The organism is Delftia sp. SD018, from assembly GCF_017355445.1.
Classification (GTDB): Bacteria; Pseudomonadota; Gammaproteobacteria; order Burkholderiales; family Burkholderiaceae_C; genus Comamonas; species Comamonas acidovorans.
In genome coordinates this window covers 82511-103980 of record NZ_JADDRN010000012.1, presented here as the reverse complement: position 1 = coordinate 103980, position 21470 = coordinate 82511, and the positions used below count along the sequence as shown (strand labels likewise).

General features: G+C 70.1%; 16 protein-coding genes. 8 read left to right on the top strand and 8 right to left on the bottom strand.

From position 1 onward, the window contains the following. Nucleotides 1-40 precede the first annotated feature (40 nt). Nucleotides 41-2575, bottom strand: a complete 2535-nt coding sequence (locus INR38_RS14015) for a penicillin acylase family protein (RefSeq protein ID WP_207442209.1) — start codon at nucleotides 2573-2575, stop codon at nucleotides 41-43. Nucleotides 2576-2760: 185 nt separating this feature from the next. Between INR38_RS14015 and INR38_RS14010 the strand changes: the two genes are divergently transcribed. Next, nucleotides 2761-3141, top strand: a complete 381-nt coding sequence (locus tag INR38_RS14010) for a hypothetical protein (protein WP_197943908.1) — start codon at nucleotides 2761-2763, stop codon at nucleotides 3139-3141. Between the two features lie 150 nt (nucleotides 3142-3291). On the opposite strand, the gene INR38_RS14005 is transcribed toward INR38_RS14010, so the two are convergent. From INR38_RS14005 to INR38_RS13990, 4 genes are all read right to left on the bottom strand, one after another. Further along, nucleotides 3292-4041 carry a sterol desaturase family protein gene (locus INR38_RS14005; RefSeq protein WP_013801557.1) on the bottom strand — a complete coding sequence of 250 codons (750 nt, stop codon included), beginning with the start codon at nucleotides 4039-4041 and terminating at the stop codon, nucleotides 3292-3294. A gap of 19 nt (nucleotides 4042-4060) precedes the next feature. Beyond that, complete coding sequence (locus INR38_RS14000; RefSeq protein WP_207442211.1) at nucleotides 4061-5053, bottom strand: LD-carboxypeptidase; 993 nt, start codon at nucleotides 5051-5053, stop codon at nucleotides 4061-4063. Nucleotides 5054-5429: 376 nt separating this feature from the next. Next, on the bottom strand, nucleotides 5430-6857 hold the full coding sequence (gene tadA / locus INR38_RS13995; RefSeq protein ID WP_207442213.1) for a tRNA adenosine(34) deaminase TadA: 1428 nt from the start codon (nucleotides 6855-6857) through the stop codon (nucleotides 5430-5432). Continuing rightward, on the bottom strand, nucleotides 6826-8085 hold the full coding sequence (locus INR38_RS13990) for a branched-chain amino acid ABC transporter substrate-binding protein (RefSeq protein WP_207442215.1): 1260 nt from the start codon (nucleotides 8083-8085) through the stop codon (nucleotides 6826-6828). Before INR38_RS13990 ends, tadA begins: the two co-directional genes overlap by 32 nt. Before the next feature lie 506 nt (nucleotides 8086-8591). Between INR38_RS13990 and INR38_RS13985 the strand changes: the two genes are divergently transcribed. Continuing rightward, nucleotides 8592-10598 (top strand): U32 family peptidase, encoded by a 2007-nt coding sequence (locus tag INR38_RS13985; RefSeq protein ID WP_207442217.1) that lies wholly within the window; start codon nucleotides 8592-8594, stop codon nucleotides 10596-10598. On the opposite strand, the gene INR38_RS13980 is transcribed toward INR38_RS13985, so the two are convergent. Together INR38_RS13980 and INR38_RS13975 are read right to left on the bottom strand one after the other, a co-directional pair. Next, nucleotides 10562-10843 carry a hypothetical protein gene (locus tag INR38_RS13980; protein ID WP_012206611.1) on the bottom strand — a complete coding sequence of 94 codons (282 nt, stop codon included), beginning with the start codon at nucleotides 10841-10843 and terminating at the stop codon, nucleotides 10562-10564. The genes INR38_RS13985 and INR38_RS13980 overlap by 37 nt on opposite strands. Before the next feature lie 10 nt (nucleotides 10844-10853). After that, complete coding sequence (locus INR38_RS13975) at nucleotides 10854-13196, bottom strand: FdhF/YdeP family oxidoreductase (protein WP_207442220.1); 2343 nt, start codon at nucleotides 13194-13196, stop codon at nucleotides 10854-10856. A gap of 128 nt (nucleotides 13197-13324) precedes the next feature. Between INR38_RS13975 and INR38_RS13970 the strand changes: the two genes are divergently transcribed. After that, on the top strand, nucleotides 13325-13783 hold the full coding sequence (locus tag INR38_RS13970) for a GNAT family N-acetyltransferase (protein ID WP_063325874.1): 459 nt from the start codon (nucleotides 13325-13327) through the stop codon (nucleotides 13781-13783). A gap of 12 nt (nucleotides 13784-13795) precedes the next feature. Here INR38_RS13970 and INR38_RS13965 read toward each other — a convergent pair whose 3' ends face one another. Next, nucleotides 13796-16570, bottom strand: coding sequence for a LuxR C-terminal-related transcriptional regulator (locus INR38_RS13965; protein WP_207442222.1), 2775 nt, complete (start codon nucleotides 16568-16570; stop codon nucleotides 13796-13798). A 182-nt stretch (nucleotides 16571-16752) separates the two neighbouring features. Between INR38_RS13965 and INR38_RS13960 the strand changes: the two genes are divergently transcribed. The 5 genes from INR38_RS13960 (at nucleotide 16753) to INR38_RS13940 (ending at nucleotide 21334) form a co-directional block, all read left to right on the top strand. Beyond that, nucleotides 16753-17535 (top strand): SDR family NAD(P)-dependent oxidoreductase, encoded by a 783-nt coding sequence (locus tag INR38_RS13960; protein ID WP_013801549.1) that lies wholly within the window; start codon nucleotides 16753-16755, stop codon nucleotides 17533-17535. A gap of 133 nt (nucleotides 17536-17668) precedes the next feature. Continuing rightward, nucleotides 17669-18853 carry an acetyl-CoA C-acetyltransferase gene (locus tag INR38_RS13955; protein ID WP_197943914.1) on the top strand — a complete coding sequence of 395 codons (1185 nt, stop codon included), beginning with the start codon at nucleotides 17669-17671 and terminating at the stop codon, nucleotides 18851-18853. A 69-nt stretch (nucleotides 18854-18922) separates the two neighbouring features. Continuing rightward, a complete protein-coding gene (locus tag INR38_RS13950; protein WP_197943915.1) occupies nucleotides 18923-19747 on the top strand; it encodes an ABC transporter ATP-binding protein in 825 nt (274 codons plus the stop codon). After that, nucleotides 19731-20456, top strand: coding sequence for an ABC transporter ATP-binding protein (locus tag INR38_RS13945; protein WP_197943916.1), 726 nt, complete (start codon nucleotides 19731-19733; stop codon nucleotides 20454-20456). Before INR38_RS13950 ends, INR38_RS13945 begins: the two co-directional genes overlap by 17 nt. Nucleotides 20457-20461: 5 nt before the next feature. Continuing rightward, entirely contained in the window at nucleotides 20462-21334 is an 873-nt protein-coding gene (locus tag INR38_RS13940; protein WP_207442223.1) for a branched-chain amino acid ABC transporter permease, read from the top strand. The last annotated feature ends 136 nt before the right edge of the window (nucleotides 21335-21470 follow it).

The window sequence follows — 21470 nt, the reverse complement described above, 5'->3', positions numbered from 1 at the left end:
GCGCGCACCGCTACTGCAGCCTAATGCAACCTACTGCAACCTACTGCGGCCGCAGCATCATCGAATGGCGCCAGCGCGCGGGCGCCATCTGCAGCGGCCGGTAGCGGCCGTCGGCCCATTCGGCAGACATGTCTGCATAGCGGCTGGACAGGGCCACGCCGCTTTGTCCGGTCTGGTAGATGAACAGCGAGCGCTCGGGCTCGGCCAGGTCGTAGATGGCGCGCAGCGATGCCGCATGGCGGTTGGCGAACGGCGCCCTGGCATCACCGGGCAGGTACTGGCCCACGTTGACGGTGTAGCTGTCACCGCCCGAAGGCACGCTGACATTGAAGATGCCTGCCAGCAGCCCCACGCTGCCCAGCGGCCGATGGCTGCTCAGGGCCGCATGCGCCGTGCCCCAGCGCCAGCGGCCCAGATCGCTGCCCTGCATGGACTGCAGGCGCACCAGCGCCCGGTCCAGCGCCTTGCTGACCTGGGCACTGCAGCCTGCAGCCGCGCACCACCAGCCGTCGCGGCGTTCCAGCATGCCTTCGATGCCTGCGCGGTAGTCGCGCTTGCCATAGGTCGCCGCAAAGGTCTGGGCGCCAATGCGCGGGATCACCAGGCCGCGCGTCAGTTCGTCCACCCAGGCGGCAAAGATCAGGGGCGCGGCCTGCGCAGCGTCCATGCGGCCGTCGAACTGCGCCATCACCCGGCGCGCCTGCGGGGCCAGCGGATGTGTGGCCGGCGCTTCGTCCAGGGCCTTGAGCATTTGCGGCAGCAGGGCGCGGGCGGCCAGCGAGGTCTGGTCGTTCTGGATGGAGGCCATGCTGACCATGTCGTGCCTGTCCTTCGCCTCGATGAGCTCGGAGATGCGGCGGTGCCGGTACGGCAGGCTCCAGTCCTGGGTGAGGAAGTGGGCATAGCCCTCGCGCGTGATGCGCTGGTTGGCGGTGGCCAGATAGCCCAGCGCCGTTCCATCGTCCTGTGGAGCCTGGTCGTAGGGCAGCCAGCCCTGCCAGTCGTAGCGTGCCTCCCAGCCCGGCGCGGGCGCCACGCCGCGCAGGTCGTTGTCGGCCGCACGCAGCGGCACCCGGCCTGCGGCCTTGAAGCCGATGGCGCCATGCACATCGGCCGCGACGATGCTCTGCATGGGCGAGTGGTAGTCGGCAAAGGCCTCGAACAGCTGGGCCACGCTGCGCGCCTCGTTGGCCCGCAGGCCCGCCTGCACGGTGAGGTTGTCGGTGTCCAGCGCAGCCCAGCGCAGGGCCACGGCGTAGCGGCGCTTGTCGAGCACGGCCTCGTACTGGGGCTGCACATCGCTGATCACGGGGCCGTGGCGCGTGCTGCGCAGCGTGAGCTGCACATCGGCCCGGCCCTTGACCCTGATGCGCTCGCTGCGCTCGGTGAAAGGCGCCCAGCCGTCCGGCGTGCGGTAGCGGCCCGGGTTGCCTGGATCGATCTGCTCCAGGTACAGATCCTGCACATCGGGATTCGTGTTGGTAAAGCCCCAGGCCACCTCGCGCGTGCGCCCCAGCACCACGAAGGGCAGGCCCGGCAGGGTGGCCCCCACCACGTCGATGGGCGACAGCGGCGTGCCGTCCTGCGCCTGGCCGGCAGGCGACTGCAGGCGCGCGTAGTACCAGATGGCGGGCGCGCTCAGGCCCAGATGGGGATCGTTGGCCAGCAGCGGTTTGCCGCTGGCCGTGCGGCTGCCCGACAGCACCCAGTTGTTGCTGCCCTTGCCGTCGTTGGTGCCCGCATCGCGCACCATGTCACGGGACCAGCGGGCCCAGGCATCGCTCGCCTCGCTGGCGGCAGCCACCTTGGACGCAGACGCAGCCTGTGCCTCCTGGCGGTACACGCCCAGGCCCCGGTAGAGGGCCGCAAGGTCGGTGGCGGTGGCCGGCGCCTCGCCGGGATAAGGCGGCATCAGCTGCCACAGCTGCTGTGTGTCCAGTTGCGAGAGCGCGGCCAGCCGCGCGAATTCATTGCCCCAGTTGCCGCCCAGGTCCAGCGCCATCATCAGCGCCCAGCCCACGCTGTCCTCGGGCGCCCAGGCCGAGTTGTCTCCGCCGCCCGGCGACGTGTCCAGCAGCATGAACTCGGGCACCTGCGGGTGCTGGCGCATGGGCAGCGCCGCGTAGAAGGCCGCGATGCCCTCGCTGTAGGCCTGCAGCGCCTCGCGCGCGTTGGCGGGCAGGGATGCGTACTGGCGCCGCGCCGCGCCGCGTATGTCCAGCGCGCGCATGAGCTTGTCGGTATCCAGCGTGGCCGGGCCGAGGATCTCGGACAGCGTGCCATGCATCAGGCGGCGGTTGAACTCCAGCTGCCAGCCGCGTTCCTGCGCATGCACATGGCCCAGCGCGCGCCACAGGTCCTGCGGCGAGAAGGCGCTGATATGGGTGACGTCGGCATCATCGCGCCGCACGCGCACGGGCTGCTCCAGCCCGGCCAGCGTGAGCTGTCCGTCAAGCACCGGCTGCACGCGCACGGCATAGATGGCCAGCGCGCTGCCGGCCAGCAGGGCCGAGCCGACCACCGCCACGGCGCCCACACCCCACCACCGCGAGTTCAGGATTCGCATGATTCCCATTCTTTTCCCCACCCTCTGCTTTTTTCGTATCGTAGTGTTGCAGTTTGTAGCATATGCGCGCGCGACATGCTCACATTGCTCACGACAGAAAGCCGCCCCTGCGGGGCGCAGGCTTCAGGCGACAATCACTGCCGGCCCTGCACACATGGATGCAGGGCAACCGACAGAAACAGGAAGTACGTGGAATGTGGCCTTTCAGCCTCTTGAAGAAGCTCACCCAGGACCCGCCCGTGGGCCAGCCCCGTGGTGACTACATCGGCTGCTACCTGCTGGGCACCGAGGCGCCGGGCCAGGCCGGCGTCAGCTACGTCTCGCTGGCCACCACGCGCGAGCAGCTGGAGACCGACGCCCGCGCCTACCTTGAAGGCTTCGTGCGCGACCACCCCGAGGCCGCCGACACCGACCTGTCCGCCATCCGCTCCCTGCTGGAGAACCTGCCCCAGCGCCTGGACGCCCACCTGTCCGGCGACACGCGCGTGCCGCTGGCCGAGCAAGGCGGCACCGTGCTCTTCCTGCGCACCGGCATGCGCGCCCGCCGCAAGGAAAACGGCCGCTACCTCGAATAGCAGTCAGCCCCCACCGCCACCGTACAGAGCCTCAAAAACTGGCGCGGCCAAGAACAAGGGACAGCGAGCAAGGGCCTACGCCGGCCGCGCCGCCCCGCAGCGAGGCTGTAGTCCCCCCCTCGAAGCGAGAGGGGGAAGGCGCACAGCGCCTCAGGGGGAGTTCTGCTTATGCACGTCTTGCCAGCGCAGCATGTCGGTCACGCGCTCGGCCTTGTCGGCATCAAAGCCCAGGCGCTCCACCCGCTCGGCCGGATTGGCCCAGGTGCCGAACAGCAGGTCCCAGACGGGCAGGCCGTAGTTCTGCGCATGGTGGCCGTACTGGTGGTGCACGGTATGCATCTCGGGCCGCTGCACGATGTATCCCAGCCAGCGCGGCGTGCGGATGTCGGCATGCAGGAACAGGTCGAACGCCCCCGTGAGGCCGATGGCGAAGGCGGCAGCCAGCGGGCTGGCCCCCAGCACCCAGTAGCTGGACAGCGCGCTCAGCAGCACGGCGGCCGCCGTGTCCATGGGGTGGGCGAAAAACGCCGTGAGCGCCTCCACGCGCGGCGCGCTGTGGTGCAGCTGGTGGAACAGGCGCCACAGCGTGTCCGACCGGTGCGTGGCGCGGTGCCACCAGTAAAAGACAAAGCTGGTCAGCACAAAGCTCAGCGCGCCCACGGCCCAGGCCGGCCATTGCCGGCCCACGTCCAGCAGCGCATGGCGGCGGATGCTGTCCGAGAACAGATGGCCTACCGCCAAGGTGGTGGCCAGCGTGCCCAGGCCCAGCAGCGTGGACAGGATCAGCCAGCGCCGGTCGCAATGGTTGCGCGAGGCCGGCGCGATCACCTCGCGCGTGAAGATGCCGACGAACATCAGCGCCAGCAGCGGGTAGGCCGCGAACTCCCACATCTGCAGCATGCCGCCTGCTCCTTGCCGCTCAGTGCACGTGGCCCCAGTAGATCAGCGCATCGCGCCCTTCGACCGACAGCGACACGGGCGCGCCCACGGGCAGCATCACCTTGGTCGGCACATGGCCGTAGGGCAGGCCCTGCAGCACGGGGCACTTGACCTGGCTGCGCAGCCAGTCGATCACGGTCTGCAGCTTGAAGCCCTTGTCATGCGAGCTGAGCTTGAACTCGCTGAACTGGCCGAACACGATGGCCTTTTGCTGGGCCAGCACGCCGGCATGCAGCAGCTGGGTCAGCATGCGCTCCACGCGGTAGGGATGCTCGCCCACGTCTTCCAGGAACAGGATGCCGCCCTTGATCTGCGGGAAGTAAGGCGTGCCCAGCAGGGAGACCAGCACGGCCAGGTTGCCGCCCCACAGCGTGGCGCCGCCGCTGATGTAGAAGTCCTTGACGGCAGGCTTGCCGTCTTCGCGCAGGCCGATCTTCGGCATCTGCCAGCCCGCGCCCTCGCCCTGGCCGCTGAGCAGGTCGTTGAAGCAGTCCAGCATGATGTCGTCCACGCCGCCCTCGTCGTCGGGGCGGCCGAAGTCGTGCACCAGCAGCGGGCCGGCCCAGGTGGTGGCGCCGGTCTTGGCCAGCAGGGCCAGCGACAGCGCCGTGAAGTCGCTCAGGCCCACGAAGCGCGTGCCGCCTGCGATGGCCTTGGCCACGGCCTTGTACTTGATGCCCGGCAGGATGCGCGTGAGGCCGTAGCCGCCGCGCGTGGGCAGCGCCAGGCAGGCACCGCTGGCCGCTGCGCGCTCGATGGCCGCCAGGCGCGTGGCGTCGTCGCCTGCAAAGCGCTGGTGGCTGCTCAGTGCATCGGCATCGATCTCCACCTGATGGCCCATGGCCTCCAGGCGGCGCACGCCGCGCTTGAAGCCGGCCTTGTCGCGCACGGCACCGGCAGGCGAGTAGATATAGATGTGGCGCGGACCCTGGTCATGCGCATGGCCGCAGCAGCTGCCGTCGGCGGCATGCACATGGCCGTGATCGTGATCGTGATCGTGGTCGTGGTCGTGGCTGTGGGCAGTGCCATGGTCGTGTGCCGCAGCATGCGAATGCTCCTGTGCACGGTCATGGCCATGTGGATGTTCGTGCCCGTGGGCACAGCAGGTGCCGTCGGCGGAATGCACATGTTCGTGCGCGTGATCAACGGGTGCAGGCGCGGCAGCGGCTGCCTTTTTGCGGGGCGTGCCGGATGTGCTGGGTGTGCCGGGCGTGCTGGAAGAGCGGGAACTGCGCGAAGTGGCCAAGGTGGTTCCATGCCGGCCCTGGCCGGCATGCTCCATATTGCAAGGGGAGTGAAGACGGGGACCTGCCGCTGCGCAGCCCCGGCAAGGGGCCGGCGGCGCAGGCCTACGGGCGGAAGTATTCCACAGCACCGTCCACCATGCCGGCAGCACACAGGGGAACCCAATGGCCGCACGGGGATAGGCGCAACTGCGCTGGCGGCAGCTGTGGCAGCGCCTGCAGCCAGGCCTGGCGCCATGCGGGCGCAGGCAGCAGCGCATCGTGCTCGCCGCCCTGCACCCACAGGCGCTGCTGTTGGCTCCACTGCACCAGCAACTCCATCGGCAGCGGCGGCATTTCGGCCTGCACCCGGGGCCAGGCCTGCAGCGCGGCGCGGTGGCCGGGTTGGGAAAACGGCAGGTTCCAGGCCTGCGGCTGTGCGCCGGCCTCCTCACCCACCTCGTGCATGGCGCGGCCCACGGGCCATAACGGCTTGCGCGCCGCCTGCGCAAACCATTGCACGCAGGCATCGGGCGCAGGGCCTGCGGGCCAGGCATTCATGAGCCAGGCGCCGCAAAAACGGGCGGGCTCGGCCTGCGCCACGGCCAAGCCCAAGTGCGCGCCATCGTCATGGCCGACCAGCACGACGTTCCGCAGGTCCAGCGCCAGCACCAGCTCGCGCAGCACCTGCACATGCCAGGCCGCGCTGTGCGCCTTCTCCTTCTTGGGCTGGTCGCTGCGGCCAAAGCCCGGCAGGTCGGGAACGACCACGCGATGGCCGGCCTGGAGCCACCCGGGCAGCATGGGCTGGAACAGCTGACCCCATGCCGGGCTGCCGTGCAGGCACAGCCAGGTCAGCGGTGCATCGCGCGGTCCTTCATCGACCACGGCCAGGCGCAGACCTGCCAGCGCCGGCAGGTCGCTGCGCCACTGCGGCTGGGCAAAGCCGCCAAAGGTGGAATCCGCATGGCGCAGCGCCGTGTCCTTGAGCGGATGCGGCTGGGCCGCGCGCTGCTCGGCGCGGCGCGTGCGAAAGAAGTCCGACATCAGGGCCGCGCATTCGCCGGCCAGCACGCCGCGCGTCACCTGCGTGTGGTGGTTGATCTGCGGCAGCGCAAACACGTCCAGCACCGATCCGGCCGCGCCCGTGCGCGGCTCGGCCGCGCCATAGACCACGCGGCCCAGGCGCGCATGCAGCATGGCGCCGCTGCACATGGTGCAAGGCTCCAGGGTCACATAGAGCGTGCAATCGTCCAGCCGGTAGTTGCCCAGGCGCGCGGCCGCGTCGCGCAGCGCCAGCACCTCGGCATGGGCCGTGGGGTCGCCCTGGGCCACGGGCGCGTTGCGGCCCCGGCCGACGATGGCGCCGTCCTTGACGATGATGGCGCCCACGGGCACCTCGCCAGCCTGTGCGGCGGCGCGCGCCAGCTCCAGGGCGGCGCGCATCCAGGCCTCGTCGTCGGCCTGCGGCAGTGGACGGTGCTCGGCAGTCAAGGTGTCACAGTGTCCAGGCGACTGGGGGTCAGGGCAGCGGCTTGCGCACGCCCTGCGCATAGTGGTAGAGCGTGACGACCGGCGCCTGCAGTTCGCCCTGGGGCGTGAAGGCAATCGGCGCCGTCACGCCGTCATGCCGGGTCTGGCGCAGATAGGGGATATAGGCGTCGGGCCGGATGGAGTCGGCCCGCACCATGGCCTGGGCCAGCACCATGGTGGCGTCGTAGGCGTAGGGGCTGAAGACCTGGTACTGGTCGGGAAAGCGCTGGTCGTAGCGCTGCTTCCAGGCAGTGCCGCCCGGCATGCGCTCCAGCGGGCTGCCGCCCACGGCGCAGGTCACATTGCGCAGCGGGGACGTGTTGCCCGCCAGCTCGGGCAGGCGCAGCGTGCACAGGCCGTCGCCGCCCAGCAGGCGCACCTTGTCCATGGCCAGCTGGGCCATCTGCCTGAGCATGGGGCCGGCCTGGGCGTCCAGGCCGCCGAAGAAAATGGCGTCCGGCTTCTTGCCCTTGATGGCCGTGAGGATGGGCACGAAGTCGGTGGCCTTGTCGCCGGTGAACTGCTTGTCCACGATCTCGATGCCCTGCTCGCGCGCCTCGGCCTCGAACAGCGCCACGATGCCCTGGCCGTAGGCCGAGCGGTCATCGATGATGGCCGCGCGCTTGACGCCCAGCTTGCCCACGGCGTGCGCGACCAGCGCATCGACCATGGCGCGGTCGTCGGCGATCACGCGGTAGGTGGTGTCGTAGCCCGCCTGGGTGATGGCCGGGTTGCTGGCTGCGGGCGTGACCATGACGATGCCGCAGTCGTGGTAGATGGATGTGGCCGGCAGCGTGGTGCCCGACTGCAGGTGGCCGACCACGGCCGCCACCTTCTTGTCGCACAGGCGCCGGGCCAGGGCCACGGCCTGGCCGGGGTCGCCGCCATCGTCGCCGGCCTCCAGCTTCCAGCGCAGCTTGCGCCCGCCGATCTCCAGCCCCTTGGCGTTGAGATCGTCCAGGGCCATGCGCACGCCGTTTTCCTCATCCTTGCCCAGGCTGGCGATGGGGCCGGACACCGGCCCCGCATGGGCAATGCGCACCACCAGGGGCGCATCGGCTGTACCGGGAGCAGCAGGCGCAGCGGGTGCAGCGGCCGTACCGGGTGCAGCCGCCGCAGCGGAAGCCCCTGCCGACTGCCCGTTGGCCGGGCCGCTTCCCGGCAGCGCCCAGGCCAGCCCGCCGCTGCCCAGCAGGGTGCACAGCAGGGCCGGGCCGGCCCACGGGAAATGGCGAATCGAGGCGTGCATGGCAACTCCTGGAAAAAACGGTCAATCTGTGAAACAGGCGCCCTGGCAAACGAAATCCGCTGCGGCGTGGCCCACTCGGGCGCTGCCCGGCCGGGCAAGGCCTGGCGCAGAAAGCGCGCATCAGGCCCGGGGCGGGGCAGGCACGGGCCGGGGTATCCGGCATGGCGGCCCGGCCCGTGCAGTGCGCATCCTAAAGGATAGGCAAAAACCGGCGCCGCCCGCCAGGGCATCGGGCGCATACCCCCTGGCGCGCGTTTTTTCGGGGCTGCGGCGATAATGCTGCGCCTCACCGCAAGCGGGCTGCGAGGTTTTCGTCGCCGGACCGCCCCAAGAGTGGGGGCCTTTTTTTGTCGCCGGGCCGCCCCAAGACAAAAAGCGGCCCCCTTGGGGGGGGGCAGCGGACCTTGCGCAGCAAGGGTAGCGTGGGGGCCAGTTTCCCCCGCATTGCGCCCGACGCCCGGCCCCCACGCCGGTGCGGGTACGAACACAGAACACCACAAAGCCCCATGTCCCTCCTGCCCCACCAGCTCGAACTCCTGTCACCCGCGCGCGATGCCGACATCGGCATCGAGGCCGTGAACCATGGCGCCGACGCCGTCTACATCGGCGGCCCGGCCTTCGGCGCACGCGCCACGGCGGGCAACGACATCCGCGACCTGCAGCGCCTGATCAACCACGCGCACCGCTTCGGCAGCCGCATCTTCATCACGCTCAACACCATCCTGCGCGACGATGAACTCGAGGCCGCCAGCAAGATGGCCTGGCAGATCTACGAGGCCGGTGCCGACGCGCTGATCATCCAGGACATGGGCCTGCTGGAGCTGGACCTGCCGCCCATCCAGCTGCACGCCAGCACCCAGACCGACATCCGCACGCCCGAGAAGGCGCGCTTCCTGCAGGACGCCGGCCTGTCGCAGATCGTCGTTGCGCGCGAGCTGGACCTGCAGCAGATCGCCGCCGTGCGCGCGGCCACCGACCCGGCGCGCACCACCATCGAATTCTTCGTGCACGGCGCGCTGTGCGTGGCCTACTCGGGCCAGTGCTACATCACCCACGCCCACACGGGCCGCAGCGCCAACCGCGGCGACTGCAACCAGGCCTGCCGCCTGCCCTACGAGGTGCTGGACGCCAGCGGCCGCATCATCGCCCACGAAAAGCACGTGCTGTCCATGAAGGACAACAACCAGAGCGACAACCTGCGCGCCCTGATCGACGCCGGCGTGCGCAGCTTCAAGATCGAGGGCCGCTACAAGGACATGGGCTACGTGAAGAACATCACGGCCCACTACCGCAAGCTGCTGGACGAAATCATCGAGGAGCGCGAGTTCTCCGACACGCCCCTGGCGCGCTCATCCTCGGGCAGCACCACGTTCAGTTTCACGCCCGACCCCGACCAGAACTTCAACCGCGAGTTCACCGACTACTTCGTCAACGGCCGCAAGGACGACATCGGCGCCTTCGACACGCCCAAGACACCGGGCCGCGCCATCGGCTGGGTCACCAAGGTGGGCGAGAACTTCGTGGAGATCGAGACATCGAGCCGCGACACCGAACTGCACAACGGCGACGGCCTGTGCTACTACGACCTGCAAAAGGAACTGGTGGGCCTGCAGATCAACCGCGCCGAGTCGGTGGATGCGAAGAAGTCGCTGTGGCGCCTGTTTCCCAAGGATCCCATCGCCGGCTTCAAGGATCTGCGCAAGGGCCTGGAGGTCAACCGAAACCGCGACATGGCCTGGGTGCGCACGCTGGACAAGAAGTCCAGCGACCGCCGCATCGGCCTGTGGGCCGAACTCAAGGAAACACCCGACGGCTTTGCGCTCACGCTGACCGACGAGGATGGCTTCACCGCCACCGCCGCCATCGCGCAGGAACACCAGGCCGCCACCGACGCAGCCCGTGCCGAGGCCACGCTGCGCGAGCAGCTGGGCCGCTTCGGCGCCACCATCTTCTCCGTGCATGACATCGGCCTGCAGCTGAGCCAGCCCTGGTTCGTGCCGGCCTCGGCCCTGAACCAGCTGCGCCGCGACGCCGTCGCCGCGCTGGAGGCCGCGCGCCAGGCCGGCTTCGTGCGCCTGCCGCGCGCCCTGCCCGTGGAGCCGCCCGTGCCCTTCCCCGAGGACACGCTGACCTATCTGGCCAACGTCTACAACCAGAAGGCGCACGACTTCTACATCAAGCACGGCGTCAAGGTCATGGACGCGGCCTACGAGAGCAAGGAAGAAGAAGGCGAAGTCAGCCTGATGATCACCAAGCATTGCGTGCGCTTTTCCATGAGCCTGTGCCCCAAGCAGGCCAAGGGCGTCATCGGCGTCAAGGGCACGATCAAGGCCGAGCCTCTGCAGCTGATCAACGGCAAGGAAAAACTCACGCTGCGCTTCGACTGCAAGCCCTGCGAGATGCACGTGGTCGGCAAGATGAAGCGCGCGGTGATCAACCAGCACGCCAAGGAAATGCAGGAGTTTCCGATGCAGTTCTACCGCACGCGTCCCGTGCCTTCGGCCAGCGCCTGACAGGCCTCGGCCTCCACCCACAAGCGCCCGCGCTCCGTCAGGGCCGCCAGCCACCGCCCCTCTTCCTGCTCCAGCCTGACCCAGCCCGGCCCCGGTGTGCCGGCAATGGGCGCATCGCCCATCAGCGCCAGGCAGCGCATGAGCACGCTGGCGCCCTGCCCCAGTCGCTTGCCCAGCCTGGGCAGGGACATGGGTGCGGGCTCGGTGGCCAATTCGCGCAGGATGGCGGCGGCCAGTTCTTCCATGCCTTGCACTTCAGGCCGCCATTTCTTCCAGCGCGGGAGACGGCACGGCAGGCAGCCTGTGCGCCACCAGCTGCACGGGAATGGACTTGGAGCTGGGCGTGCCCGCCACGATGGCCGTTGCTGACAGCGGCACCAGCGGATTGGTCTCTGGATAGTAGGCAGCGATGCAGCCGCGCGGAATGTCGTAGGCCACGAGCCTGAAGCGCTCGGCGCTGCGCTGCTGGCCGTCATCCCACACGGTCTGCAGGTCCACCCAGTCGCCATTCTTCATGCCCAGGGCGCGGATGTCCTCGGCATGGATGAAGACCACGCGGCGCTGTCCGAAGACGCCGCGGTAGCGGTCGTCCATGCCGTAGATGGTGGTGTTGTACTGGTCGTGCGAACGCGTGGTGAACAGCGTGAACACCGGCGATGCGCCGGGGCTGCGCGCGGCGCGTGCGCGGTGCACGGGCGTGTCGCGCGGCACGGCGTGCACGAAGAAGCCGGCCTTGCCCCGGGGCGTCTCCCAGATGCGCTCGCTCGCCGCATTGCGCAGCTTGAAGCCGCCCGGCACGGCCACGCGCGCGTTGAAGTCGTGGAAGTCGTCGAAGACCTGCTCGATCAGCTCGCGTATGCGCGCATAGTCGCCAGCCAGCTCCAGCCAGGGCACGGGCCGCTGCGCGCCCAGCGTGGCGGCGGCCAGGCGCGCGACGATGGCGATCTCGCTGAGCAGGTGCTCCGACGCAGGCGGGTTGATGCCGCTGGAGATGTGGACCATGCCCATGGAGTCCTCCACCGTCACGCCCTGCGGGCCGGTGGCCTGCATGTCGATCTCGGTGCGGCCCAGGCAGGGCAGGATCAGCGCCTCGCGGCCGTGCACCAGGTGGCTGCGGTTGAGCTTGGTGGTCACATGCACGGTCAGGTCGCAGCGGCGCAGCGCCTGCCAGGTGGCATGCGTGTCGGGCGTGGCCGCCGCGAAGTTGCCGCCCAGCGCGAAGAAGACCTTGCCCCGGCCCTCGAGCATGAGGCGGATGGACTCGACCACGTCCACGCCGTGGGCACGCGGCGGCTCGAAGCCGAAGACCTGCTGCAGCCGGTCCAGCAGCGCGGCCGGCGGCTTCTCCCAGATGCCCATGCTGCGGTCGCCCTGCACATTGCTGTGGCCGCGCACTGGGCAGGCACCTGCGCCGGGGCGGCCGATGTTGCCGCGCAGCAGCAGCAGGTTGACCAGCATCTGCACGGCGGCCACCGAATGCATGTGCTGCGTGATGCCCATGCCCCAGCAGACGATGGTGCTGCGGGCGGCGATGTAGACCTCGGCCGCCGTCTGCATCTGCGCGCGGCTCAGGCCGGACTCGGCCTCGAGCAGGCCCCAGTCCTCGGCCCGCAGGTCCTCGGCCAGGGCCTCGAAGCCGGTGGTGTGTTCGGCGATGAAGGCATGGTCCAGGACGCCGCCGCCCCCTTGCCCCAGTGCATCGTCCTGCGCGATCACATGCTTCATGATGCCCTTGACGGCCGCGATGTCGCCGCCCACGCGCAGCTGGAAGTAGTGCGTGCTGATGGGCGTGGCGCCCAGGGTGGCCATCTCCAGCTTGCTTTGCGGGTCCTGGAAGCGCTCCAGCCCGCGCTCGCGCAGCGGGTTGAAGCTCAGGATGCGCGCGCCGCGCTTGTGGGCTGCGCGCAGCTCGCCCAGCATGCGCGGGTGGTTGGTGCCGGGGTTCTGGCCGAAGATGAAGATGGCATCGGCCTGCTCGAAATCGGCCAGCTGCACCGTGCCCTTGCCCACGCCGATCTGCGGCTTCATGCCGCTGCCGCTGGGCTCGTGGCACATGTTGGAGCAGTCGGGGAAATTGTTGGTGCCGTAGGCGCGCACGAACAGCTGGTACAGGAAGGCTGCCTCGTTGCTGGCGCGGCCCGAGGTGTAGAAGATGGCCTGGTTCGGGTCGGGCAGCGCGTTCAGGTGGCGAGCGATCAGCGCAAAGGCGTCGTCCCAGGCGATGGGCCGGTAGCGGTCGCTGGCCGCGTCATACACCATGGGCTCGGTGAGCCGACCCTGGTCTTCCAGCCAGAAATCGCTTTGCGCCATGAGTTCGGCCACCGTGTGCCGGGCAAAGAATTCGGGCGTCACGCGGCGCGCCGTGGCCTCGGCCGCCACGGCCTTGGCGCCGTTCTCGCAGAACTCGAAGGTGGAATGGTGGTTGCGGTCGGGCCAGGCGCAGCCCGGGCAGTCGAAGCCGTCGGGCTGGTTGGCCGACAGCAGCGTCTTGGCGCCCTTGACGGCGATATCCTGGCGCATCAGGGCCTGGCTCACGCTGCGCAGTGCGCCCCAGCCGCCAGCGGCCCCCTTGTAGAACTCGATCTTTTGTTCGGACATGGGCCGGGAGTGTTCCGCCTGTCCATGATCCAGGTCAAATCACATCTCCAAATGGAGAGATTCAGCAAAGATATGAGCACGGCATCCTTGCCCTGCGCCATGCTGGCAACCTCCGCCCTGAACCACCGATGAACTCCACAGCCATACACACCGCCATCCCCGAAGACGCCGCGCTGATCGCCCCGCTGTTCGATGCCTACCGCCAGTTCTACGAGCAACCTGCGGATGCCGACGCGGCGCTGGCCTTCATCACGGCGCGGCTGGAGCGCGGCGAATCCGTGATCCTGCTGGCCCGCCGACCGGACGGCAGGGCCCTGGGCTTTTGCCAGCTCTATCCCTCGTTCTGCTCTGTACTGGCCGCGCCCATCTACGTGCTCTACGACCTCTTCGTGGCGCCCGATGCGCGCCGCCTGGGCGTGGGCCGCGCCCTGCTGCTGGCGGCCGAAGCCCATGCCCGCGCCACGGGCCATGCACGCATGGACCTGACCACGGCCCGCAACAACCTGCGCGCCCAGGCGCTGTACGAGTCGCTGGGCTGGGTGCGTGACGAAGTGTTCCTGACCTATGCGCGCCATCTGCAGGCTTGAGCCGCCAGCAGCCTAGCGCAAAACCCGCAGCTCCCGCGCAAGCGCCACGGCCTGGGTGCGGCTGCGCGCGCCCAGCTTGAGGTTGATGCTGCGCAGGTGGGTGCGCACCGTGCTGTCGGAGACGAAGAGCTTCTCGGCCATGGCCGCATTGGAGTAGCCCGAGGCCAGCAGCTCCAGCACGCGCAGCTCCTTGCGGGTCAGGGGCTCGGCAAGCACGGTGGCCGGCGCCGGGCCCTGGGGCGCATCCGCTGCCTGCAGCTCGGGTGTATCGGCGGGCTCGGCAGGCTCGCCCAGGGCAGACAGCAGCCGCTGCGCATGGGCGGCCGCCTCCGGCTCCGCCGCTTCCGTGCGGCGCGTCAGTGAAGGCGTCTGTGAAAGCGACAGTGAGGGCGACAGCACGCGCTGCAGCACGGGCGCGAGCAGCGGCCCCTCATCGAGCATCAGGCGCACAAAGCCTTCGCTGGCACCGTGGCGCAGCGGCTGGGCCAGCATGGCGGCTGCGGCGTCCATGTCGCCGCAGCCCGCCTCGGCCAGCGCGCACAGCACCTGCAGCTTGAGGCTGCGGTGGCGGCGCCCGCGCAGTTGCGCATCGGCCAGCAAGGGGGCGATGGCATCGCGCACGGCACGGCAGTCGCCAAAGTGCAGCCCCCAGCGCAGCCGGGCGATGGCGATGTCCTCCACCTCGTGCGGCGGCAGGCGCAGGCGTTCCACGCGCGGCCATACGCCGGGATCGTCGGCACGCTCCAGCGCCTCGGACGCGGCGGCCCGGTTGCCCTGCAGCACGAAGATGCGCGCATGCTCCAGCCGCGCGCTGGCCGTCACGCGGGGCAGCTGGCGTTCATGCCCCAGGTACTCCAGTTCGGTCAGCAGGCCGAAGGCCGCATCCACATCGCCACGCACGAAGGCAATGCGCGCACGCATGCGGTAGCTGGAGATCACATGGTCGGGCAGGCCCACGTCGCGGGCCAGCGGCAGGTAGACGTTGAGCAGGTGGTCGGCGCCGTCGAGGTCGTTGGTCTCGTAGAGCACGCCGGCATGCAGCACGCCGGCCCAGGCATTGCCGTTGGTGGGGTTGTAGGAGGCGCTGCGCGGCGTGGCGGCCAGCGCCACGCGAAAGCGCGACGCCGCCTGCCGCAGCCGCCCGCCCGACAGGTCCAGCACGCCCTCCATGGCCTCGGTGTACATGCGGCTGAACAGGCTGCCGGCCTGGGTGCTGCGCGCCGCGTCCAGCAGGCGGTGGGCCTCCTCGGCATCGCCCAGCACCGACACCACGTAGGCCATGGCATTGGTCAGCGAGCTGTCCGCAAACGGCCGGCAGCTGGGCAGGCAGGCCAGCGCCTGGCGGCCCAGGGGTGCTGCCTCTTCCACGCGGTCCATCATGGCCAGCAGCAGCGGCTGCAAGGCCATGACCAGCGCCTGAGCGGCGGGGTCTGCGGCCATGCGGGGCCGCAAGGCGTCCAGCCGCTGCTGCGCCTGCCAGGGGCCGCGCGTGAAGCAGTCGGCATAGGCGGCCACGGCCTGCAGCAGCGGCTCGCACGCCATCAGCGGCGCCGGCATGGCCGAGAACCAGCGCGACAGCAGGCGCATGCGGCCCTGCTCCATCAGCGCCTCGGCATGGCGCGCCAGCAGGGACAGGGCATGCGGCAGGTCGCCGCCTTCCAGCGCATGCTCGATGGCGGGCACGGGCCGGCCGCAGGATTCGTACCAGCCGCTGGCCGCCAGGTGAAGGCGCGTCAATTCACCGGGCTGCTCGCGCAGCAGCTGCGCGCGCAGGAAGTCGGCAAACATGCTGTGGTAGCGCCAGCTGTGCCCGCCCTGGCCACCCTGCGCCTCGTCGGCCAGCGGCACCAGGAACAGATGGGCCTGCTCCAGCGCCTGCAGCATGGCGGCGCCGTCGGCACGCGGCACCAGGGCCTGGCAGACCTGGGCATCCAGCGTGCGCAGGATGCTGGTGCGCAGCAGGAAGTCGCGCACGGACGCAGGCTGCTGGGCCAGCACATCCTCGGCCAGGTAGTCGGCCACGGCGCGCTCCGAGCCCGAGAAGCGCTCGATGAAATCGCTGTGCGGGCCATGGCGCTCCAGCGCCAGCGAGGCCAGCCACAGCGCGCCTATCCAGCCTTCGGTCTTGTCCAGCAGCCGCGCCAGGGCCTCGCGCGGCAGCGGGCAGCCGCGCAGGCGAAAGAACTCCTCGGCCTCGCCCACGGAAAAGCGCAGCAGCGCCGCATCGATCTCCAGCAACTGGCCACTGGTGCGCAGCCGCCCCAGTCCCAGGGCCGGCAGCGCGCGCGAGCCTATGACCAGGCGCCCGCGCTCGGGCAGCTGCTCCATGAGCTGGCGCACCAGGCCGAGCACGGCATCGTTGTGCAGCACCTCGAAATCATCGATGAACAGCGCAAAGGAGCGGCCCTCGCCGGCCAGCGCATGCAGGGCCTGGGACAACTCGCCGGCGCCTTGCGATGGCCCCACGCCCAGGGTGCGCACGGCCGCGCCCAGGCATTGCAGAAAGCGCGAGACATCGTTGTCGGCGGCATCCAGCGTCAGCCAGGCCGTGGCCTGGCCCTCGGCCTGCAGGCGCTCGCGCATCTGGCGCATGGCCGTGGTCTTGCCGAAGCCGGCAGGGGCGCGCACCAGCACCACGCGGGCGCGCAAGGCCTCGGGCCAGCGCGCGGCAACGGCCAGCCGGGCCACCTGGGCGGCAGCGGCGCGCGGCGGGCTCAGCTTGGCCTGCGGCACGTAGCCGGAACCCGGACCGGGGCCGGAGGAAGGGGTGGGCGCTGGGGGCTGCATGCAGGCAGGGGGCACTGTGAAGGGGTGAGGCACCGGGCACTTTCGTCGGTTTCGACGATGGCGGCAAGACGGGGCGATTCCTAGACTTGAAGGCAGATCATAGGTGGCGGACCGCCGCCTGTCCCGATCCAAGGCGACAGGCAACGGCGCGCCGCCAACGCACCAACCAAGGAGACCTTCACATGCAGCTTGACGCAAGCATCAGCGCCGTCGTCACGGGCGGGGCATCGGGCCTGGGCGCAGCCACCGCGCGCCGCCTGGCCGCCAGGGGCGTGCGCGTTGCCCTGTTCGACCTCAACGAGACGGCCGGGCAGGCGCTGGCGCGCGAGACAGGCGGCCTGTTCTGCCGCGTGGACGTGACCGACGAGGCCAGCGTGGACGCGGGCTTTGCCCAGGCCCGCGCGGCCCACGGGCAGGAGCGCATCCTGGTCAACTGCGCAGGCACGGGCAATGCCGTCAAGACGGCCAGCCGCGACAAGGCCACGGGCGAGATCCGGCACCTGCCCGTGGCCAATTTCGACCGCATCATCCAGATCAACCTGGTGGGCACCTTCCGCTGCATTGCCAAGTCGGCGGCGGGCATGCTCACGCTGGAGCCGCTGGCCGACGGCGAGCGCGGCGCCATCGTCAACACCGCCTCGGTGGCGGCGCAGGACGGGCAGATGGGCCAGGCCAGCTACTCGGCCAGCAAGGCCGGCATCACGGGCATGACCCTGCCCATCGCGCGCGACCTCATGGGCGAAGGCATCCGCGTGAACACCATCCTGCCCGGCATCTTCGACACGCCGCTGCTGCAGGGCGCGCCCGACAACGTGAAGGCCGCGCTGGCCGCCTCCGTGCCCTTCCCCAAGCGGCTGGGCCAGCCCGACGAATACGCCCACCTGGCCGAGACCATGATCACCAACGGCTACTTCAACGGCGAGTGCGTGCGCCTGGACGGCGCCATCCGCATGGCACCGCGCTAGGCGTACCGCCCAGTCACCACGGCAGGCACCGTCCCCGCGTTTTCCCTGGCCGGAATCGTCGCTTGCGACGATGCCCGGCCCGCGCCGGCCGGGCCACCATCCCCCCAGGAATACAGGAACAGGAGACATATCCATGCCACAGGCATACATCGTCGCCGCCACGCGCACGGCGGGCGGCAAGCGCGGCGGAAAGCTCTCGGGCTGGCATCCGGCCGATCTCGCGGCCCAGGTGCTGGACGAGCTGGTGCGCCGCAGCCAGGCCGACCCGGCCCAGGTCGAGGACGTGATCATGGGCTGCGTCAGCCAGGTCGGCCAGCAGGCGACGAACGTGGCGCGCAACGCGGTGCTGGCCTCGTCCCTGCCCGAGTCCGTGCCGGGCACCACGGTGGACCGGCAGTGCGGGTCGTCCCAGCAGGCCCTGCACTTTGCGGCCCAGGCCGTGATGTCGGGCAGCATGGACATGGTGATCGCCGCAGGCGTGGAGAGCATGTCGCGCGTGCCCATGGGCACGCCCAACGCCCTGCCCGCCAAGGCCGGCCTGGGTGTGTACATGAGCCCGGCCATGCAGCAGCGCTACCCGGGCGTGGAGTTCAGCCAGTTCATGGGCGCCGAGATGATGGCCGGCAAGTACGGCCTGACCAAGGACGAGCTGGACGCCTATGCGCTGCAAAGCCATGAGCGCGCCGTGCAGGCCGCGCGCGAGGGCCGCTTCGACCGCGAGATCCTGGCCGTGCAGGCGCGCAGCGCCGAAGGCGGTGCCGAGGGCGAAGGCCAGCCGCACACGGTGGATGAAGGCATACGCTTCAACGCCACGCTGGAGGGCATCGCCGGCGTCAAGACCATCCGCGAGGGCGGCTGCGTGACGGCGGCCACGGCCAGCCAGATCTGCGATGGCGCCAGCGGCGTCATGGTGGTCAGCGAGCGCGGCCTCAAGGCCCTGGGCGTGCAACCGCTGGCGCGCATACACCACATGAGCCTGCTGGGGCATGACCCCGTCATCATGCTGGAGGCTCCCATCCCCGCCACCCAGGCCGCGCTGAAGAAGGCCGGCATGCGCATCTCCGACATCGACCTGTACGAGGTCAACGAGGCCTTTGCCCCCGTGCCGCTGGCCTGGCTGCAGGCCACGGGCGCCGATCCGGCGCGGCTCAACGTCAACGGTGGCGCCATTGCGCTGGGCCATCCGCTGGGCGCCTCGGGCACCAAGCTCATGGCCACGCTGATCCACGCCCTGCATGCGCGCGGCGGGCGCTATGGCCTGCAGACCATGTGCGAGGGCGGCGGCATGGCCAACGTCACCATCATCGAGCGTCTTTAGGCGCCGCCATGCCACCGTGCGGCCGGCGCCGCCCGCGCCGGTCGCCCACCATCGGGGGGAGGGAAAGCCATGAGCCAGGACTCGCAGCCCCTGCTGCGCATTGAAGGCGTTTCGCTGCGCTTCGGCGGCATCGTCGCGCTGGACGGCGTGAGTTTCGATGTTGCAGCAGGCCAGATCTGCGGCCTCATCGGCCCCAACGGTGCGGGCAAGAGCAGCCTGTTCAACTGCCTGTCGCGGCTGTATGCCTGGCAGGCCGGCCACATCCGCTTTCGCGGCCAGCCGCTGGCCACGCTGGCGCGCCACCGCATGGCCGCGCTGGGCATGGGCCGTACCTTTCAGAACCTGGCCCTGTTTTCCAGCATGACGGTGGCCGACAACGTGCGCCTGGGCACGCACAGCCACCAGCACGCCGGCTTTGTGCGCGACGCCCTGCGCCTGCCCGGCGTGCGCCGGCGCGAGGAAGAAGCCCGTGCCCAGGCGCAATCGCTGATGGCCCTGCTGGAGCTGACGGGCGTGGCAGAGCGCCGTGTGGCCGACCTGCCCTTCGGCACGCAAAAGCGCGTGGAGCTGGCGCGCGCCCTGGCCTGCCGCCCGCAGTTGCTGCTGCTGGACGAGCCGGCCTGCGGCCTCAACCATGAGGAGCTGGCCGGCCTGGGCGACCTGATCCTGTCGCTGCGCGACCGGCTGGGGCTGACCGTGCTGCTGGTGGAGCACCACATGGGCCTGGTCATGCGCGTGAGCGACAAGGTCGTGGCGCTGAACTTCGGCCGCAAGATCGCCGAAGGCACGCCGGGCGAGGTTCGCGCCCATGCCGAAGTCATCCGCGCCTACCTGGGTTCGGACATGCAGCCGCAGTATCAGGACAGGGAGGTGGCGCATGCCGGCACTGCTTGAAATCCGCGGACTGCATGCGGCCTACGGGTCGGTGCGCGTGCTGGACGGCATCGACATGGACCTGGCCGAAGGCCGCGTCACGGCCCTGCTGGGCGCCAATGGCGCGGGCAAGACCACCACGCTGCGCGCCATCTGCCGCCACCTGGTGGACACGCGCGGCGAGGTGCGCCTGGCCGGCGAACGCATAGACCGGCACAGCACCGAGCGCATCGCGCGCCAGGGCGTGGGCCATGTGCCCGACGGGCGCGGCACCTTCGCCCAGCTCAGCGCCGAGGACAACCTGCGCCTGGGCGCGCAGGCCCGGCCCACGCGCGCGGCCCGTGCCGACGTGGGCGGCGACATGGAGCGCATGTTCGGCTACTTCCCCCGCCTGCGCGAGCGCCGCGCCCAGCAGGCCGGGACGCTGTCGGGCGGCGAGCAGCAGATGCTGGCCATTGCCCGCGCCCTCATGGGCCGCCCGCGCCTGCTGCTGCTGGACGAGCCCTCCTTCGGGCTGGCGCCGCTGGTGGTGCGCGACATCTTCGGCATCCTGCGGCGCATCAACGCCGAGCAGGGCACGACCATCCTGCTGGTGGAGCAGAACGCGCGCCTGGCGCTGGAGCTGGCGCACAGCGCCTACCTGCTGGAGACCGGCCGCATCGTGCTGCACGGCCCCAGCGAAGCCATGCGCCGCAACGATGCGGTACGCCAGGCCTATCTCGGGGAGTAGCGGCCATGGACGCCTTCATCCACCAATTGCTGGCCGGCCTGGCCACGGGCGGCATCTACGCCACTGTGGCGCTGGCCCTGGTCATGATCTACCAGGCCACGCACCACATCAATTTCGCGCAGGGCGAGATGGCCATGTTCTCCACCTTCATCGCCTGGGCGCTGCTGCAGGCGGGGCTGCCGTACTGGTGGGCCTTCCTGGCCACGGTGGCGCTGTCCTTCGTGCTGGGCGCGGCCGTGGAGTTCGCCGTCATCCGCCCCATGCACAAGGCGGCGGACCTGGCCCAGGTGGTGGTCTTCATCGGCCTGCTGATCGTCTTCCACAGCCTGGCCGGCTGGATCTTCGGCTACACCATCAAGGAGTTTCCCAGCCCGTTCCCGGCCGAAGCCTGGTATGGCAGCGCCCTGATGTCGGCCCATGAGGTGGGCACCATCTTCGTGGCGCTGTCCATCGTGGCCCTGCTGTTTGCCTTCTTCCGGCTCACGCCGCTGGGGCTGGCCATGCGCGCGGCCGCGCAGAACCCGGCCTCCTCGCGCCTGGTGGGCATCTCCGTGGGGCGCATGCTGATGCTGGGCTGGGGCCTGGCCGGCGCCATCGGCGCGGTGGCCGGGATGATGGTGGCGCCCGTGGTCTTCCTCGATCCGCACATGATGAGCGGCGTGCTGCTGTATGCCTTTGCGGGCGCGCTGCTGGGCGGCATCGACAGCCCCGCGGGCGCCGTGCTGGGCGGCTTCATCGTGGGCGTGCTCGAAAACCTGGTGGGCAGCTACGTGGTCGGCACCGAACTCAAGCTTTCTGTGGCCCTGGTGCTGATCGTGGGCGTGCTCATCGTGCGGCCGGCCGGGTTGATGGGCCGCAAAGTCGTCAGGAGGGTTTGAACAATGCCCCCCCTGAGCGGCTACGCCGCTTCCCGTTGCACGGCGCCCCCTCTCTCGCTACGCGGGAGGGGGACGACACCCTCGCGGCGGGGCGGCGCGGCCGGCGTAGGCCCTTGCCCGGTGTCCCTCGCTTTTG